General features: G+C 64.9%; 13 protein-coding genes and 1 pseudogene. 9 read left to right on the top strand and 5 right to left on the bottom strand.

Annotated features, from left to right (window positions below):
- Nucleotides 1–236: 236 nt before the first annotated feature.
- Nucleotides 237–1,496 carry a 6-phosphofructokinase gene (locus U5L98_RS07565; protein WP_322557703.1) on the top strand — a complete coding sequence of 420 codons (1,260 nt, stop codon included), beginning with the start codon at nucleotides 237–239 and terminating at the stop codon, nucleotides 1,494–1,496.
- Here the strand turns inward: U5L98_RS07565 and U5L98_RS07560 are convergent.
- Entirely contained in the window at nucleotides 1,493–3,238 is a 1,746-nt protein-coding gene (locus U5L98_RS07560; RefSeq protein WP_416208215.1) for a protein kinase domain-containing protein, read from the bottom strand. The two genes, U5L98_RS07565 and U5L98_RS07560, sit on opposite strands and share 4 nt — an antisense overlap.
- A gap of 292 nt (nucleotides 3,239–3,530) precedes the next feature.
- Between U5L98_RS07560 and ppa the strand changes: the two genes are divergently transcribed.
- Entirely contained in the window at nucleotides 3,531–4,061 is a 531-nt protein-coding gene (gene ppa, locus U5L98_RS07555) for an inorganic diphosphatase (protein WP_322557701.1), read from the top strand.
- 91 nt (nucleotides 4,062–4,152) lie between these two features.
- Here ppa and U5L98_RS07550 read toward each other — a convergent pair whose 3' ends face one another.
- Nucleotides 4,153–5,616: a DUF2333 family protein gene (locus tag U5L98_RS07550; RefSeq protein ID WP_322557700.1), complete on the bottom strand. Its 1,464-nt coding sequence runs from the start codon at nucleotides 5,614–5,616 to the stop codon at nucleotides 4,153–4,155.
- 222 nt (nucleotides 5,617–5,838) lie between these two features.
- On the opposite strand from U5L98_RS07550, the gene dsbD reads away from it, so the two are divergent.
- The 7 genes and pseudogenes from dsbD to purH all read left to right on the top strand — a co-directional run bounded on the left by dsbD (nucleotide 5,839) and on the right by purH (nucleotide 13,984).
- The gene (gene dsbD, locus U5L98_RS07545; protein WP_322557699.1) at nucleotides 5,839–7,713 is read left to right on the top strand and encodes a protein-disulfide reductase DsbD; all 1,875 of its coding nucleotides are present in this window, start codon (nucleotides 5,839–5,841) and stop codon (nucleotides 7,711–7,713) included.
- Between the two features lie 202 nt (nucleotides 7,714–7,915).
- A pseudogene (gene accB / locus U5L98_RS07540) lies at nucleotides 7,916–8,373 on the top strand (acetyl-CoA carboxylase biotin carboxyl carrier protein).
- 41 nt (nucleotides 8,374–8,414) lie between these two features.
- Nucleotides 8,415–9,914: an acetyl-CoA carboxylase biotin carboxylase subunit gene (gene accC, locus U5L98_RS07535; protein ID WP_322557698.1), complete on the top strand. Its 1,500-nt coding sequence runs from the start codon at nucleotides 8,415–8,417 to the stop codon at nucleotides 9,912–9,914.
- Nucleotides 9,915–9,938: 24 nt separating this feature from the next.
- Nucleotides 9,939–10,862, top strand: coding sequence for a 50S ribosomal protein L11 methyltransferase (gene prmA / locus U5L98_RS07530; RefSeq protein ID WP_322557697.1), 924 nt, complete (start codon nucleotides 9,939–9,941; stop codon nucleotides 10,860–10,862).
- 82 nt (nucleotides 10,863–10,944) lie between these two features.
- On the top strand, nucleotides 10,945–12,003 hold the full coding sequence (gene dusB / locus U5L98_RS07525) for a tRNA dihydrouridine synthase DusB (protein ID WP_322557888.1): 1,059 nt from the start codon (nucleotides 10,945–10,947) through the stop codon (nucleotides 12,001–12,003).
- Nucleotides 12,000–12,344 carry a DNA-binding transcriptional regulator Fis gene (fis, locus tag U5L98_RS07520; protein ID WP_322557696.1) on the top strand — a complete coding sequence of 115 codons (345 nt, stop codon included), beginning with the start codon at nucleotides 12,000–12,002 and terminating at the stop codon, nucleotides 12,342–12,344. The genes dusB and fis overlap by 4 nt, the downstream gene beginning before the upstream one ends.
- 59 nt (nucleotides 12,345–12,403) lie before the next feature.
- On the top strand, nucleotides 12,404–13,984 hold the full coding sequence (purH, locus tag U5L98_RS07515; RefSeq protein ID WP_322557695.1) for a bifunctional phosphoribosylaminoimidazolecarboxamide formyltransferase/IMP cyclohydrolase: 1,581 nt from the start codon (nucleotides 12,404–12,406) through the stop codon (nucleotides 13,982–13,984).
- A gap of 211 nt (nucleotides 13,985–14,195) precedes the next feature.
- On the opposite strand, the gene U5L98_RS07510 is transcribed toward purH, so the two are convergent.
- The 3 genes from U5L98_RS07510 to folE all read right to left on the bottom strand — a co-directional run bounded on the left by U5L98_RS07510 (nucleotide 14,196) and on the right by folE (nucleotide 16,772).
- On the bottom strand, nucleotides 14,196–15,653 hold the full coding sequence (locus tag U5L98_RS07510) for an NAD-dependent succinate-semialdehyde dehydrogenase (RefSeq protein WP_322557694.1): 1,458 nt from the start codon (nucleotides 15,651–15,653) through the stop codon (nucleotides 14,196–14,198).
- Between the two features lie 128 nt (nucleotides 15,654–15,781).
- A complete protein-coding gene (folX, locus tag U5L98_RS07505) occupies nucleotides 15,782–16,192 on the bottom strand; it encodes a dihydroneopterin triphosphate 2'-epimerase (RefSeq protein ID WP_322557693.1) in 411 nt (136 codons plus the stop codon).
- Nucleotides 16,193–16,214: 22 nt separating this feature from the next.
- Complete coding sequence (gene folE / locus U5L98_RS07500) at nucleotides 16,215–16,772, bottom strand: GTP cyclohydrolase I FolE (protein WP_322557692.1); 558 nt, start codon at nucleotides 16,770–16,772, stop codon at nucleotides 16,215–16,217.
- Between the last annotated feature and the right edge of the window lie 218 nt (nucleotides 16,773–16,990).

Here is a 16,990-nt window from a genome sequence, read left to right as displayed (position 1 = left end):
CCGCGGCGCGGTCTGCGCGAGACTAGCATGGCGCCCTCGGCACGCTCCAGCGGCCACCTGCCATGGCTATCGCAGACTATCTTTGTGAGGGGCGCTCGAGGCTATTCCGGCGCCTCTCGCTGAACGTAACCGCGATAACCCTGAGCCTGACGTGCATGGAAATGCAGCCAATGCCGCTTTCGGCTAGACTATTGCGCTTTCGCAATCCTTGATGTGACCAGCAACAGGTAAGCCCCATGGCCCAGCATAACGCCTTCTACGCCCAGTCCGGCGGCGTCACCGCCGTGATCAACGCCAGCGCCTGCGGCGTGATCGAAGCCTGCCGCCGCCATCCGGACCGGATCGGCAAGGTCTATGCCGGCCACAACGGCATCATCGGCGCCCTCACCGAGGACCTGATCGACGTCAGCCAGGAGTCGGACGAGACCATCGCCGCCCTGCGCCATACGCCCGGCGGCGCCTTCGGCTCCTGCCGCTACAAGCTCAAGGACATCGAGTCCCACCGCGCCCAGTACGAGCGGCTGATCGAGGTCTTCAAGGCCCACGACATCCGCTACTTCTTCTACAACGGCGGCGGCGACAGCGCCGATACCTGCCTCAAGGTCTCGCAGCTCTCCGAAAAGCTCGGCTATCCGCTGACGGCCATCCATGTGCCCAAGACGGTGGACAACGATCTGCCGATCACCGACAACTCTCCGGGTTTCGGCAGCGTAGCCAAGTACATCGCCACTTCTACTCTGGAGGCATCGCTGGATATCGCCTCGATGTGCGCCACCTCCACCAAGGTGTTCGTGCTCGAGGTGATGGGCCGCCATGCCGGCTGGATCGCCGCCGCCGGGGCGCTGGCCGGAAAGGGCGAGGGCGAGCCGCCCCACCTGGTGATCTTCCCCGAGGTGCACTTCGACCGCGCCAGGGTGATGGCCCGAGTGGAGGAGTCGGTCAAGCAGTACGGCTACTGCGTGATCGTGGTCTCCGAGGGCGCGCGCTACGAGGACGGGACTTTCCTCGCCGACTCCGGCAACACCGATGCCTTCGGCCACCGCCAGTTGGGCGGCGTGGCGCCGACCCTGGCCGGCATGGTCAAGCAGGACCTGGGCTACAAGTACCACTGGGCCGTGGCAGACTACCTGCAGCGTGCCGCCCGACACCTGGCCTCGAAGACCGACGTCGATCAGGCCTACGCAGTGGGCGAAAAGGCCGTGGAACTGGCGATCGCCGGCAAGAACTCCATGATGCCGGCCATCAAGCGCGTCAGCGAAACACCCTACCAGTGGCGCATCGAGGCAGCCCCGCTGGCCGAGGTCGCCAACCGCGAGAAGCTCATGCCACGGGAATTCATCCGCGAGGACGGCTTCGGCATCACCGAGGCCTGCCGCCAGTACCTGTCGCCGCTGATCCAGGGCGAAGACTTCCCGCCCTTCGAGAATGGCCTGCCAAAGGTGGCTCACCTCAAGCAGGCTCGCGTCGAGCGCAAGCTGCCGGAATTCACGATTTAAGCTGCAAGCTGCACGCTGCGAGCGGTCAGACTCTCCACCAGGCATCGGCCAACGTCAGGGTCGACGCAAGGCGCTGACTCAATGGGCCTGGCACTCAACAGCCAGGAGAGCACCAGCAGCAGCAACAGGATGCCCGCCACACCCTGCCAGAAGCGAATTGACTCACGTGGCCTTTGCGAACGGCCTTCCGCCGAGTCTTGGGCCGGATCCCGCGGCGGGCGCAGCGCGCGACGAAACTCCGACATGCGCCGGAAGCGCAGCGCCCGCTGGGGGTCCAGCGCCCGGCGCAAGGCATCGTCAAGAGCCACGGACACTTCCGGATTGAGGGTGCGGGCACTACGATAGGCCAGCTGCTCCAGGTCGGTATGGCTGCGCAGCCGGTTCGGCGGCAACGCATAGGGCAGCTCGCCGGTAAGCAGCCAGTAGATGGTCGAGGCCAGGGAGTACTGATCGCTGCGACGGCCGACATCATCCTCCAGTGCATACTCCGGCGCACTGTGCTCGGTCAGCCCCAGCTGGCGAACCACCTCCCTGGAGCGACGGTGACCATCCACGTCACGCAGATGGCAGGCGCTGAAATCGGCCAGCACCACCTGGCCATGCGCATCGATCAGCACATTATCGGGATGGATTCGCTGGTGCAGCAGGTCGCGATGGTGTAACGCCTGCACCGCCTTGCCCAGCTGATTGGCAATGTCGAGGCGCTGCTTGAGGCAAGCCTGGGGATGGCGCCGGACCCATTCGGCCAGCTTCTCGCCCTTGACGTAGGCCATGAGATAGTAGAGATAGCGCCGCGGCCGCGAGGGCTCCATGATGCGCACCACGAAGGGCGACTTGACGCGTTCGACCACCCACTGCTGCAGCAGGAAGTGCTCGAGATAGGCATTGCGGCTGGAAAGCTCGGGGCTCGGTGCCTTCATAACCATCTCGCGGCCGCTGTGCAGGTCGCGCACGCGGTAGACCCGCGACTGGGCCGTGCGCGAGAGCACCGACAGCACCTCGAGGCCGTCCAGGCGCTCGCCGGACGAGAGTTCGGGGGGAATCGGCAGGTCACCGTAGACCCGGCCAGGTTTATCCTCCGATGCGTCGGGCAAGGCATCGATGCGCACCAGCTGGAAACAGAACTGATCGCCGCCATACCCACGCTCTTGAGCCCGTTCACTGGCCGCCTCGGCCAGCCTCTCACAGGCGGCATCCAGGTCACTGGCGTCCTCGCGGATCAGCCGGACATAATCCGAGGGCATCAGGGTGCCCTGCACCGCCTGGGTGGTGAACAGGAAAAGGTCCCCCTGCTTGAGCGGCATGCTGGCGTAATCGATCTCAAGGCCGCTATCCATGCCCATGGCCCGGGAAGGGTAGCGATAGCCGCCCAGATCGGTGACATGGTCCCGGGAGAGCTGCTCGAACTCGGCGCCGCGCAGGCGGAACACCAGGGTATCGCCCATATGGAAGAGATGGGCCTCGCGCCCGCGGTACACCATGGCGGAGAGCGAGGAGACATAGCTGCCGTCCGACATCTGACGATTCTGGCTGAAGCACCAGGCGTTAAGCGCTCTCAGCACGCGAGTCGCCGACGTCTTGACGTCCCAGTGGTCGGGAGTGGAGAAATAATCGGCCAGAAATCCCTTCACACTGAGATCCCCGGCCTGCTTGGCCAGATTGTTGCGCAGCGTGGAGTCACTGATCAGGGCGCAGGCGCCCTTCGCCTCAAGCAGGGGAGGCTCGGGAAACCGCACCGACATCGAGCTGCGATGCCGCCGTCGCTCGGGTGCCACGAAGGCCTGTCCGTGGCTCAGTGACAGTTGCACGGGTGTCAAGGCACTCTCCTCGCAATCGGCGGGATCCGCCGGCCGTTGACCGGCACCTTCCATCGGTGCCCCATGATACACCCTGCTCCACCAGCAGGCCCATCGACCAAAGGCCCGCATGCCACCTAAGGCCCATTGGTAATCCCCGCCGCGGCTTCGTATAATTCGACGGATTTTACACCTGGCCGATCCACCAAGCCTTTAATTGCCAACCAAGGAAGCGACCATGAACTTAGACAATATCCCCGTCGGCAAGGATCTCCCCAACGATATCTACGTGGCGATCGAGATTCCGGCCAACCATGTGCCGATCAAGTACGAGATCGACAAGGACATGGGAGCCCTGCTGGTCGACCGTTTCATGGCCACCCCGATGTTCTATCCGGCCAACTACGGCTTCATCCCGCACACCCTGGCCGATGACGGCGACGCCCTGGACGCCCTGGTGGTAACGCCCTACCCGGTCCAGGCCGGTGCCGTCATCCGTGCCCGTCCGGTGGGGATTCTCAACATGACCGACGAGGCCGGCGAGGACGCCAAGCTGGTGTGTGTCCCTCATCCCAAGCTCTCCAGCCTCTATGACGATGTCCATGAGGTCACCGACCTGCCCGAGCTGCTGCGCCAGCAGATCGCTCACTTCTTCGAGAACTACAAGGATCTCGAGAAAGGCAAATGGGTCAAGGTAGAGTCCTGGGAAGGCGTCGAGGCCGCTCGCAAGGCCATCGAGAAGGCCGTGGCGGCCCACGACAAGGCCTGATTCTCGAAGGCGATCATCGCCAGCACCACCCGCTACGACAACGAGCCGCCTGGTAGGCGGCTCGTTGTCGTTTCTGAGTACCCTCAGGCCTTCAATTGTTCGGCTGCTCTTCCGCGTCAGCCGCGCTGGATGCCTCGTCGTCATTTTCATCATCAACTGACGTTGACGGCTCCTCGGCTGACGGCTCGGCGGCCATATCGTCGCCGCTCGGGGAAGACATCTCGCCCTCCTCGGAATCGATCGCGCCTTCTTGAACGGGCTGCTCTTCAGTAACGCCTTCGCTGCTCGATACAGAGGGCGCCTGTTCGCCGTCGTCGTTGGCAGGCGCTTCGACGGCTTCCTCACCGCTGGAAACAGGCATGTCAGCCTCGGCTACATCGGCAGCGCTTTCACCGGCAGCACCTTCATCGACAGCACCTTCATCGGCAACACCTTCATCGGCAGCACCTTCATCGACAGCACCTTCATCGGTGACGGTTTTTTCGACGGCATCCTCGCTGCGCTCCACCTCCACCACCGGAGGCTCGCTGGCCGTGGGGGCAGGGGTAGGCGTAACCTCGGCGAGGCGTTCGGTGATGTCCCGCACCAGGTCACGGGCTCGCACCACGTGGTTGGCCAGCACCAGCGAATGGTTGGCGAAGATCCCGAAGCCCGAACCGTTGAGCACCAGCGGGCTCCACAGCCGACGCTGGCTGCGCTCGAGTTCGGCCACTAAAAGCTCCCAGCGCTGAGTAACGCCGGCCGAGGCCAGCACATCGGCCTGATCACGCCGTACCGCCTTAAGTAGGTGCATCAGGGCCCAGGCCTGGCCGCGAGCCTCGAAGAAGACGTTGTCGACACGATACCAGGGCGTTCGCTCCGGGAGGGCCTCGGTGTCGATGTCCAAGTCGCGCAGCTCATCGCGGCTGCCGATGCTCGCCGAGAGCCGCAGGCCCAACTCGTCCAGCGAGCCGGTAATCGCCTCGAGCCAGGCGGCGAGGCCCTGCCCTTGATCACCGAAGGCGGCATCACCGCCCTCGCCGAGCGAATCGAGGTAGCCTCCCAGCTCCTCCAGGGCCTGCTCCAGCCGCCTCTCGGTGCCGGGATAGAGCCAGTCGCGGCTGTCAGCCATCAGGCGCTCCTGCACGCCCTCCAGCGCCGGTACCGACGACTGCTCCATGGCCGGCAGCGACCGCGAGAGCCGACGGGCCTGCATGAGCACGCCCAGCTCCCAGGCAGGCATGTTATCGAGCCAGAGTCCGGGTGGGGCGACATCGTTGCGCAGATAACCGCCCGGCTTTTCGAGCAGGGTCTCGATCAGGGTCATGAGGGCGGCAGTGGTCACGGCTCCACGGGCCGCCGTGCTGCCCGACTCGGCACCACGCTGCTCGGCGACGGCCTGCTCCACGTCGAAGCTTCTCGGCGCTTGGCTCCACCAGATTCCCAGCCCCAGGCAAACCACCAGGTAGATCGCCAGCAATGCCAGCAGCGGCTTCCAGATCCAGCCATACTCCGGACGCTCGAGTACCTCGGTCCGGCTGCGGCGCCTGGCGGCACCCTTTTGCGTCAACGCCATGATCAGGTTTCCTTGGTGATGAAAAGAGGTGATGAAAAGCTACCGGCAACGCGACAATACGGCGCAGCCTCCCGGACGGGGTGCCATCTACAGCCCCCTGCTACTGCGATATCCTAGCAGGACCTTGGCCTCGACGCCGATGGACGGGAACCCGGCCTCGAGAAAAGGGGTCGAAACCGCGCCATTGTTCACCGCCATTTCACCGCAATTAAAGGAAGTGCCGTGCCTATCGTCCTGCGACTCGCTCTGCTGATAACGCTGCTGCTGCCGCTGGGGGCCCAGGGTCAATGGTTCTCCCAGAATGACGACGAGGCGTTTCTGCCGGTGCTGGAGGCCTTCCAGCCCAGTGCCTGGCACGATGGCGAGATCCTCTACGTAGGCATCGAGAACGCCGAAGGCTACTACCTGTACCGACACCAGTTCGCGGTCGAGACCGCCGTCGACGGCCTGGAGTTGGGTGAGCCCGAACTCCCCCCGGGGCTTGCCAAGAGCGACGAGTTTCTGGGCGACGTCAATGTCTTCTATGACAGCGTCGTCTTCGAGGTACCTCTCGAGCCGGGCTACGATGGTCCGCTAGACGTCACACTGATCTTCCAAGGCTGCGCCGACGCCGGCCTCTGCTATCCACCGGAGCGGGTCGAGCTGACCGCCCGCGAGGGCGAAGCCCCAGCCGACTTCGCCGGCTGGACCCAGTCAGGTAACACAGCGTCTGGCGCCAACGAAGCCTCCGGAGGCGATATTGCCGCGACCAGCGGCGATGCCATGGGCGGCCCTCCTCAGAGCGAGGATGGCCGCTTCCGCACGCTGATGGCCAACGCCAGCCTGCCACTGGTGCTCGGGCTCTTCTTTCTCGCCGGACTGGGGCTGACCTTCACGCCCTGCGTGCTGCCCATGGTGCCTATCCTCTCCTCGATCATCGTCGGCCAGCACCCGACCCGACCCCGGGCCTTCGTTCTCTCGGCCAGCTACGTGGGCGGAATGGCACTCACCTATGCCGCCGTGGGGATACTGATGGGATTGTTCGGTGCCGGCCTCAACCTTCAGGCCCGCCTGCAGTCCGCCCCGGTATTGATCACCTTCGCTGCGCTATTCACCCTCTTCGCCCTGGCCATGTTCGGCGCCTTCAACCTGCGTCTCTCGCCCACCCTGGCCGGCCGCATCGACGGCTGGCAGGCCCGCGCCCAGCGCAGCGGCCCCGTCGGCCTGGCCCTGGCCGGAGCGCTGTCGGTGCTGGTGGTCTCGCCCTGTGTCTCGGCGCCGCTGGCCGGCGCCCTGGTGTTCATCTCCACCACCGGCGATGCGCTGATGGGCGGGGCGGCACTGTTCGCCCTGGCCCTGGGCATGGGCGTGCCGCTGCTGCTGGTGGGTACCTTCGGCACCACCCTGCTGCCTCGCTCGGGTGCCTGGATGAACGGCGTCAAGGCAGCCTTCGGGATCCTGCTGCTGGGGGTCGCCATCTGGCTGGTGGAGCGACTGCTGCCGGACAGCATCTCACTGCTGCTCTGGGCCGGCTTGGCCATCGGCAGCGCGCTGGCTCTAGGAGCACTGAACGTCAATCAGGCCCAGGGCTGGCCGCGAGTGCGTCAGGCGGCAGGCCTGATGCTACTGGTCTGGGGTATCGCCCTAGTAATCGGCGCTTCTCGCGGCGGGGACGACCCGCTGCGCCCTCTGGCTCCCACCAATCCATTGGCCGGCACCTCGCCCGGGGGGACGGACAGCGTCAGCCAGGAGATCACCACCGTGGATGACCTCGACGCCCTGCAGGCATCGCTGGCCAAGAGCGACGCACCCGCCTTCGTCAACTTTACTGCCGACTGGTGCATCTCCTGCAAGGTAATGGAGCGCGAGGTCTATCCGGCCCCCGAAGTGGCGGGCCAATTGGCCAACTTCCGGCGCATCAATGTCGACGTTACCGATAGCGGCGCCACCAGCCGCGAGGTGCTGGACCACTTCCAGCTGTTCGGCCCGCCCAGCCTGCTGTTCTTCGATGGCAGCGAGGAACTTCGCGACGCCCGCGTGCAAGGCGAGGTGAATGCCCCCCAGTTGGCAAGCCACCTGGAGGGTGTGCTGGGCTGGCTGGAAAGCCGGCAAGGCTGACTCGGCGGCACCGACAACATGCCTCGAACAGTGTTCCTGCATGGCTGGACATTCTTGGCGATTTTCGGCAAACTCCTGCCTAATTGCTCTTTAATGGGCGATAGATACTTCAAGACACGCCATCTTGCTGCGATCTATCGCGAGTTGGCCGGGGTTGACAGCACCCCGGATCGTCCCCAACCCCACTGGTCGAGACAACGTCATGGATATCCGCAAGGTCAAGAAGCTGATCGAGCTGCTCGAAGAGTCCAATATCAGCGAGATCGAGATCCAGGAAGGGGAAGAGTCGGTGCGTATCAGCCGCCACCCCGACGGCACGAACTGGCAGCCTCCGATGCATCAGCCCCAAGCGGCACCGGCAGCGCCGCCCTCCCAGGCGCCGTCTCCGTCAGATGAGACCGCCGCGGATGCCGCGCCGGCCTTCAAGGGTCAAACCGTCAACTCACCGATGGTCGGCACTTTCTACCGCTCTCCGGCGCCAGGCTCCAAGTCTTTCGTCGAAATCGGATCGAGCGTCAAGAAAGGTGAGACCATCTGCATCGTCGAAGCAATGAAGATGATGAACCAGATCGAGGCCGACAAGACGGCGTGATCGAGGCCTTTCTCGTCGACGATGGCGAACCCGTCGAGTTCGACCAGCCGCTGCTCGTCATCGCCTGACGCCCACCTGTCTTCATCATTCACCAACTGGCGGATTCCTTATGCTGGACAAGGTCCTCATCGCCAATCGCGGCGAGATTGCCCTGCGCATCCTGCGCGCCTGCAAGGAGCTAGGCATCAAGACGGTGGCGGTCCACTCCACGGCCGACCGCGAGCTGATGCACGTACGCCTGGCTGACGAGGCCGTATGCATCGGTCCGGCCTCCTCGGCGAACTCCTATCTGAACATACCGTCGCTGATCAGCGCCGCGGAAGTCACCGACTCCAGCGCCATCCACCCCGGCTACGGCTTTCTCTCCGAGAACGCCGACTTCGCCGAGCAGGTCGAACGTTCCGGCTTCACCTTCATCGGCCCCCGCGCCGAGACCATCCGCCTGATGGGCGACAAGGTCAGTGCCATCGAGTCGATGAAGAAGGCCGGTGTACCGACGGTGCCCGGCTCCGACGGCCCTTTGGGTGACGATGAGGGGGACACCCTCGCCGTGGCTCGACGCATCGGCTACCCGGTGATCATCAAGGCTGCCGGCGGCGGCGGTGGACGCGGCATGCGTGTGGTGCATACCGAAGCCCACCTGCTGTCGGCGGTCAACGTCACCCGCACCGAAGCCTATTCGTCCTTCGGCGATGGCACCGTCTACATGGAGAAGTTCCTCGAGAACCCGCGCCACGTCGAGGTACAGGTGCTGGCGGATGGCCACGGCAACGCCATCCACCTGGGCGATCGCGACTGTTCCATGCAGCGCCGCCACCAGAAGGTGATCGAGGAGGCCCCCGCCCCGGGAATCGACCGAGGCAGCACGCGCCGCAGGTCGGCGATGCGCTGCGCCGAGGCGTGCGTCGAGATCGGCTATCGTGGCGCCGGCACCTTCGAGTTCCTCTACGAGGACGGCGAGTTCTTCTTCATCGAGATGAACACCCGCGTCCAGGTGGAGCACCCGGTCACCGAGATGGTCACCGGCGTGGACATCGTCCGCGAGCAGCTGCGCATCGCCGCCGGCGAGCCGCTTTCGGTTCGCCAGGAGGACGTCAAGATCGCCGGCCACGCCTTCGAGTGCCGCATCAATGCCGAGGATGCCCGGACCTTCATGCCCTCCCCGGGCAAGGTGACCCTCTATCACCCGCCCGGCGGGCTCGGCGTGCGCATGGATTCCCACGTGTACACGGGCTATACCGTGCCGCCCCACTACGACTCCCTGATCGGCAAGCTGATCACCTGGGGCGTGGACCGGGAGACGGCGCTGATCCGCATGCGCAACGCCCTGGACGAGCTGCTGGTGGAAGGCATCAAGACCAACATCGACCTGCACAAGGATCTGGTGCGCGACGGCTACTTCCAGCAGGGTGGCGTCAATATCCATTATCTGGAGAAGAAGCTGGGGCTATTCGACTATATCGCGATAGGCTCGGGGCTGATACGCGACAGGCCTTCGAGGAGGCGCTGTGAACCCTTCCGTGGGCGCTACCGATGCCATCCCTGGCATAGGCGCCCCTCTTCGGCCTGTCCCCGGCGCCCCTCGCCACTGAACTGGCCACGCGCTTGATCCCGAGCGACCACGGAACATCCCATGCCCTGGATGCAACTCAAGGCGCGCATCGCTCCCGAGCACGCCGAGCCCCTCGAGGAGCTGCTGCTCGCCGAGGGCGCCACCGCCATCACCCTCCAGGATGCCTTCGATGATCCGGTCTTCGAGCCGGAGCGCGGCACCACCCCCCTGTGGGACGCAACGGTGCTTACCGGCCTCTACGACGACCTGGAGGGCATCGAGGCGATGCTCGACCGGGTACGCCAGGCCTGGGCCGCCGAGTTCCCCGAGGAGCCCTGCCCCGAGATCGAGGTCGAGTTGCTCGCCGATCGCGACTGGGAGCGCGAGTGGATGGACGACTTCCATCCCCTGAGGATGGGCGAACGGCTGTGGATCGTGCCCAGTTGGCACGCTCCACCGGAGCCGGACGCCGTCAACCTGCACCTGGACCCGGGGCTGGCCTTCGGCACCGGCACCCACCCCACCACGGCACTCTGCCTGGCCTGGCTCGACGGCCTGGCGGTAGCCAACGAACTGCAGGAACTGGACGTGCTCGACGTGGGCTGCGGCTCGGGCATCCTGGCCATCGCTGCCCTCAAGCTCGGTGCACGGCAGGCCACCGGCACCGATATCGACCCCCAGGCGCTACAGGCCAGCCGCGACAACGCCGAACGCAACGGCGTGGCCGAGGCCGACTTCAGACTCTGCTATCCCGAGCAGCTCGAGGCAGGCGAATTCCCGCTGGTGGTCGCCAACATCCTCGCCGGCCCCCTGCTGGAGCTGGCCGACGAGATCGCCGGCCGCGTGGCACCGGGGGGCCGCCTAGCCCTCTCGGGCATCCTCGAGAGCCAGGCCGAGGAGGTACTGGATGCCTACCGTGAACGGGGGCTGGTCATGGACGAGCCGGAAATCCGCGAAAGCTGGGTTCGACTTTCCGGGCAGCGATCCGTCGGGCGCCGCCCCTGACAGGCATTCGCCTTGAGTAGCGGTTCACCCCTGCCGGTCGGGGGCGTATGATATGCAGCCCCTGACGCCAGCGGCCCCGACCATGATCGACTCTCGCCCCCTGCCCCGCATTGGCCATCACCAACTGCCCAACCGAGTGGTACTGGCGCCCATGGCGGGAATCACCGACCGCCCGTTCCGGACACTGTGTCGACGCTTCGGCGCCGGCCTGGTGGTGGGCGAGATGGTAACCTCGGACCCCGGCCTGTGGCATACCCGCAAGTCCCGTCTGCGCATGGACCATCGTGGCGAGCCGGGCCCGCGCAGCGTGCAGATTGCCGGCGGCGACGCCGAGATGCTCGCCGAAGCCGCGCGCCTCAATGCCGCGATGGGCGCCGAGATCATCGACATCAACATGGGATGCCCGGCCAAGAAGGTCTGCAACAAGGCCGCCGGCTCCGCCCTGCTGCGTGACGAGACCCTGGTGGCGGAAATCCTCGAGGCAGTGGTCGCGGCGGTAGACGTGCCGGTGACCCTGAAGATCCGCACCGGCTGGTGCGCCGACAGCAACAATGGTGTGCGGGTAGCGCGCATCGCCGAGGAGCTCGGCATCCAGGCCCTGGCCGTGCATGGTCGCCATCGCCAGCAGCGCTTCGCTGGCGAGGCGGAGTACGACACCATCGCCGCCATCAAGGCCAGCGTAGGCATCCCGGTGTTTGCCAACGGCGACATCGACTCTCCCGCCAAGGCACGCCGGATACTCGACTATACTGGGGCAGATGCGGTAATGGTCGGCCGCGCGGCTCAGGGCAACCCCTGGATTTTCCGCGAGATCGATCACTACCTGCGCCATGGCCAGCGGCTTGCCCCGCCGGGAGATGAAGAACGTGCCGTCGCCCTTCACGACCACCTTGCTGCCTTGCATGACTTCTACGGCGAGCATCAGGGTGTGCGTATCGCCCGCAAGCATCTCGGCTGGTACCTGGCCGGAGACGAACGTTTCGACGACGCCGGGCGACGCGCCCTGCGGGCCTCCTTCAACGGCCTGGAGAGTCGCCATACCCAGCGTCGTTTCATCGATGAACTCTTTCGTCACGACCCCGCCGCGACACCAGGTCGCATTGCCCGGGCCGTGGCACCGGATGGAATCTGTGCCGCATGACCAGCAGCCAACCCCTTGACCCGAATGCCGCGCTGCCCGAGCTGGATGCCCGGGCCTCTCGTGATCTCACCCTACTGGGCGAAGGCTTGGTCCTCCGGCCGGGCCCGCAGGAGGACCGGCCCCTGCGCGAGGCCGTGGAAGCCTCGCTGTCTCGCTACTTCGATCACCTCGATGGCAGCAGCGTCACCGACCTCTACGCCATGGTCATGGCCGAGGTCGAGGCTCCGCTGCTTGCCTCGGTTCTCGACCATACCCAGGGCAATCAGACCCGCGCCGCCGAGATGCTGGGTCTCAACCGCGGTACTCTGCGCAAGAAGCTCAAGCACCACGGCCTGATCTGACCGCTCCCCTTCGCATTCCCGCCGCATCATTCACCACCACCGACACAAGAGTGATTCCCATGGCCCAAGCCCCCTCCGCCGCGGTTCGCCGCGCCTTGATCAGCGTTTCCGACAAGACCGGCATCGTCGACTTCGCCCGCGGCCTCGTCGAGCAGGGCGTCGCATTGCTCTCCACCGGCGGCACCTTCCGCCTGCTCCGGGAGAACGACATCGCCGTGACCGAGGTCTCCGAGCACACCGGATTCCCCGAGATCATGGACGGCCGGGTCAAGACACTGCACCCGAAGATCCACGGCGGCATCCTGGGCCGCCGCGGCCAGGACGATGCGGTGATGGCGGAACACGGCATCGCGCCCATCGACATGGTGGTGGTCAACCTCTACCCCTTCTCGGCCACTGTGGCGCGACCCGACTGCACCCTCGAGGACGCCATCGAGAATATCGACATCGGTGGCCCGACCATGGTGCGTGCCTGCGCCAAGAACCATGCCCATACCACTATCGTGGTGGACGCCGGCGACTACGCCCGGGTACTCGGTGAGATCGCCGCCGGAGACGGTGCAGTGAGTAATGCCACCCGCTTCGACCTGGCGGTAAAGGCCTTCGAGCACACCGCCGGCTATGACGCCGCCATCGCCGACTACCTGGGCCAGCGAGTCCCCGGCGGCGAGGATGGCTTCCCGCGCACCTACAACCTGCAGTTCGAGAAGAAGCAGGTCATGCGCTATGGAGAAAACCCTCACCAGAGTGCCGCCTTCTACGTGGAAGCCGACGCCAACGAGGCCGGCGTGGCCACCGCCACCCAGTTGCAGGGCAAGGCACTCTCCTTCAATAACGTCGCCGATACCGATGCCGCCTTCGAGTGCGTCAAGGCCTTCACCGACACCGCCTGCGTGATCGTCAAGCACGCCAACCCCTGCGGCGTGGCGGTGGGCGCCAGCCCCAGGGAGGCCTACGAGAAAGCCTTCGCCACCGACCCGACCAGCGCATTCGGCGGCATCATCGCCTTCAACGAGCCGCTGACCGCCGAGACCGCCCGCGCCATCATCGACCGCCAGTTCGTCGAGGTGATCATCGCCCCGGGAATCGAGGAGGAGGCGCTTGCCATCGTCGCCGAGAAGAAGAACGTGCGGCTGCTCGACGTCGGCGCGAAGTGGCCCGGCGAGCGCCAGCACGCCCACGACTTCAAGCGCGTCACCGGCGGCCTGCTGGTGCAGGACCGCGACCTGGGCATGGTCGGCCGCGACGAGCTGACCGTGGTCAGCGAACGTGTACCCAGCGAACAGGAAATGCGCGACCTGGCCTTCGCCTGGAAGGTGGCCAAGCACGTCAAGTCTAACGCCATCGTCTACGCCAAGGCCGGCCAGACCATCGGCGTTGGTGCCGGCCAGATGAGCCGCGTCTATTCGGCGAAGATCGCCGGCATCAAGGCCGCCGATGAAGGTCTCTCGGTCCCCGGCTCGGTGATGGCCAGTGATGCCTTCTTCCCGTTCCGTGACGGCATCGATGCCGCCGCCGCCGCCGGGATCGCCGCGGTGATCCAGCCCGGCGGCTCGATGCGCGACCAGGAAGTGATCGATGCCGCCAACGAGGCCGGCATCGCCATGGTGTTCACCGGCATGCGGCACTTCCGCCACTGACGCCTGCGGCGAGCTGCAAGGAGCAAGGAGCAAGGAGCAAGGAGCAAGGAGCAAGGAGCCCAATGCTGTCTCCTTCGCTCTGTACCCGCCAGCTCGCATCCGGCTCCGGCATGAATAAAAAACCCCATCCGGCCTCTCGGCCGAGTGGGGTTTTTCGTGTGCGGTATCAAGACCCGTCTACAAGCCGCTTGCTCCTTGAGCCTTGTAGCTCTCAGCCCAGATCGATACAGAGGTACTTGGTCTCCAGGAATTCCTCCAGGCCCTGGTGGCCGCCCTCACGGCCCAGGCCCGACGCCTTGACCCCGCCGAAGGGCGCAGCGGCGTTGGAGATCAGCCCGGTGTTGATGCCCACCATGCCGTATTCCAGGGCGTCGGCGACGCGCCAGACACGCCCCAGGTCCCGGGAATAGAAGTAAGACGCCAGGCCATACTCGGTGTCGTTGGCCATGCTGACGGCGTCTTCCTCATCATCGAAGGGGAAGACAGCCGCCAGAGGACCGAAGGTCTCCTCATGGGCCACCTTCATCTGAGAGTTGGCGAAGCTGATCAGGGTCGGCGAGAAGAAGTTGCCACCCAGCGGATGCGGATGCCCTCCCAGCAGCAGCTCGGCGCCCTGGTCCACGGCGTCATGGACATGCTCGCTGACCTTGGCCACTGCCTTGTCGTCGATCAGCGGGCCGATGTTGACCCCATCCTGGGTGCCGTCGCCCACCTTCAGCTCGCTGTTCATGGCGACCGCCAGTTTCTCGCAGAAGGCGTTGACCACGCTGGACTGGACCAGGAAGCGATTGGTGCAGACACAGGTCTGGCCGGCATTGCGGAACTTAGCGGCCATGGCCCCTTCCACCGCGGCGTCCAGGTCGGCATCCTCGAAGACGATGAAGGGGGCGTTACCGCCCAGTTCCAGGGAGATCTTCTGGATATGCTGTGAGGCCTGAGCCATCAGCTGACGACCCACCTCGGTGGAGCCGGTGAAGGTGATCTTGCGCACCAGCGGCGACTCGGTCATCGCCGCGGCGATCTCGGAGGCGCGGCCCGGCACCACATTGAACACCCCGCGTGGCACCCCGGCCCGCTCGGCCAGCTTGGCCAGGGCAGTGGCGGAGAACGGGGTCTGGCTGGCCGGCTTGACGACGATGGTGCAGCCGGCCGCCAGGGCCGCGCCCGCCTTGCGGGTAATCATCGCCGCGGGGAAGTTCCAGGGGGTGATGGCGCCCACCACACCGATGGGTTGCTTGGTCACCACGATGCGCTGATTGGGCTTGGCAGCGGGAACGGTCTCACCGTAGACACGCCGCGCCTCCTCGGCAAACCAGCGCAGGAAACTCGCCGCATAAGCGATCTCGCCGGCTGACTCCTTGAGCGGCTTGCCCTGCTCGAAGGTCATGATCATGGCCAGGTCGTCCTGATTCTCGAGCATCAGGTCGTGCCACTTCATCAGGATATCGGCGCGCTCCTGAGCGGTCATCCCACGCCATGCCGGCAGGGCAGCGTCGGCCGCAGCGATGGCCCGCTCGGTCTCGGCCCGCCCCAGGCGCGGCACATCCCCCATGGGCTCCCCTGTGGCCGGATTGTGGACGTTGATCTGTTCGCCGCTGTCGGCGGCGACCCAACTGCCGTCAATGTAGGCGAAGGGACAGTAGAGCTGCGTTTCCTTGAGGGCTTGCATGATCATCTCCTGCCGCACGGGCGGCCTCTTGTCGGTTTACCCCCATGCTAAGCGAAAGACCCCGGTGCACCAAGCACCGAGGTCCTTTATCGCCGACCGGGTTCAATATTGCGAACCGGGATCAAGGCTCAACGGGGCCGACGCGGCTCACGGGTGTCGGAAAGCGTAATGGAGACGGAATCGGCGAAGCGCAGGGCATGGGGCTTGTCGATCTCCACCTGGGCGGTCAGCACCTGCTCATGACTCATGATCAGGTCCAAAACCTCGCGGGTAATGCGCTCGAGCAGCAGGAAGCGATGATCCTCCACCAGGGCGATCACTGCCTTGGTGATGGTGCGGTAGTTCAGCGCCTGCTCGATATGGTTGAACTCGACCGCCTTCTCGGCGCGATAGCGAATCACGGCATTGATCACCACGTCCTGGCGATTCTTTATCTCGTCCTCCTTGATGCCGATGTGCGTTCGCAGCCGCAGGTTCTTGATGCGGATAGTGGCGAGATCATGGTCGAGGTGCTGATCGTCCAGGATATGCATCGACATGGCGGGCCTCCTTGCGTGGGATTCAGCGGCTGTTGACCAGGGTGAGGAATTCCTGGCGCGTGCTCTGCTTCTCGCGGAAGGCGCCGAGCATCACCGATGAGGTCATGCTGGAGTTCTGCTTTTCCACCCCGCGCATCATCATGCACAGGTGGCGCGCCTCGATCACCACCGCTACCCCACGAGCCTCGGTTACCTGCAGCACCGCCTCGGCAATCTGACGAGTCAGGTTCTCTTGGATCTGCATGCGTCGGGCGTACATGTCAACGATACGTGCAAACTTGGAAAGCCCGAGCACCTTACCGCTGGGAAGGTAGGCGATATGGCACTTGCCGATGAAGGGCAGCAGGTGGTGCTCGCACATGGAGTAGAGCTCGATGTCCTTGACCAGCACCATCTCGTCGGTCTCGGACTCGAATACCGCACCATTGACGATCTCTTCCAGCGACTGAGTATAGCCGCGGTTGAGAAATTGCATCGCCTTGGCGGCCCGCTTCGGGGTGTCGCGAAGACCCTCCCGGTCGGGATCCTCCCCCAACTCGTAAATGATCCGGCGATAGTGGTTGGAGAGTTCTTCGGTCATGATCTGGCCCCGTGCCAATGTCGGTGTCCACTACATCATTGATGGCCTGGCCATCACATCATGCACAAAAGATATACAAAGTTTTAATCTTGTACAATAAAATAGTCTCGGGAATCGTTAGTCTAACGCATGACACCCCGCAACACAGACAACAGGCGCCGCCCGATAGTGACAAGGTGTCGCATCTTCTCCGCCACGGCCCGGCTGCCGGACCGCCC

This window comes from Halomonas sp., assembly GCF_034520545.1.
GTDB lineage: Bacteria > Pseudomonadota > Gammaproteobacteria > Pseudomonadales > Halomonadaceae > Halomonas.
The sequence above is the reverse complement of the archived record's forward strand: the minus strand, read 5'-3'. Positions and strand labels throughout refer to the sequence as shown.

Bases quoted from the DNA above. Each gene is read 5' to 3' on its own strand.
- U5L98_RS07565 (WP_322557703.1), top strand. From the start codon at position 237: ATGGCCCAGCATAACGCCTTCTACGCCCAGTCCGGCGGCGTCACCGCC.
- U5L98_RS07560 (WP_416208215.1), bottom strand. From the start codon at position 3,238: ATGTCGGTGCGGTTTCCCGAGCCTCCCCTGCTTGAGGCGAAGGGCGCC.
- ppa (WP_322557701.1), top strand. From the start codon at position 3,531: ATGAACTTAGACAATATCCCCGTCGGCAAGGATCTCCCCAACGATATC.
- U5L98_RS07550 (WP_322557700.1), bottom strand. From the start codon at position 5,616: ATGGCGTTGACGCAAAAGGGTGCCGCCAGGCGCCGCAGCCGGACCGAG.
- accC (WP_322557698.1), top strand. From the start codon at position 8,415: ATGCTGGACAAGGTCCTCATCGCCAATCGCGGCGAGATTGCCCTGCGC.
- prmA (WP_322557697.1), top strand. From the start codon at position 9,939: ATGCCCTGGATGCAACTCAAGGCGCGCATCGCTCCCGAGCACGCCGAG.
- dusB (WP_322557888.1), top strand. From the start codon at position 10,945: ATGATCGACTCTCGCCCCCTGCCCCGCATTGGCCATCACCAACTGCCC.
- fis (WP_322557696.1), top strand. From the start codon at position 12,000: ATGACCAGCAGCCAACCCCTTGACCCGAATGCCGCGCTGCCCGAGCTG.
- purH (WP_322557695.1), top strand. From the start codon at position 12,404: ATGGCCCAAGCCCCCTCCGCCGCGGTTCGCCGCGCCTTGATCAGCGTT.
- U5L98_RS07510 (WP_322557694.1), bottom strand. From the start codon at position 15,653: ATGCAAGCCCTCAAGGAAACGCAGCTCTACTGTCCCTTCGCCTACATT.
- folX (WP_322557693.1), bottom strand. From the start codon at position 16,192: ATGTCGATGCATATCCTGGACGATCAGCACCTCGACCATGATCTCGCC.
- folE (WP_322557692.1), bottom strand. From the start codon at position 16,772: ATGACCGAAGAACTCTCCAACCACTATCGCCGGATCATTTACGAGTTG.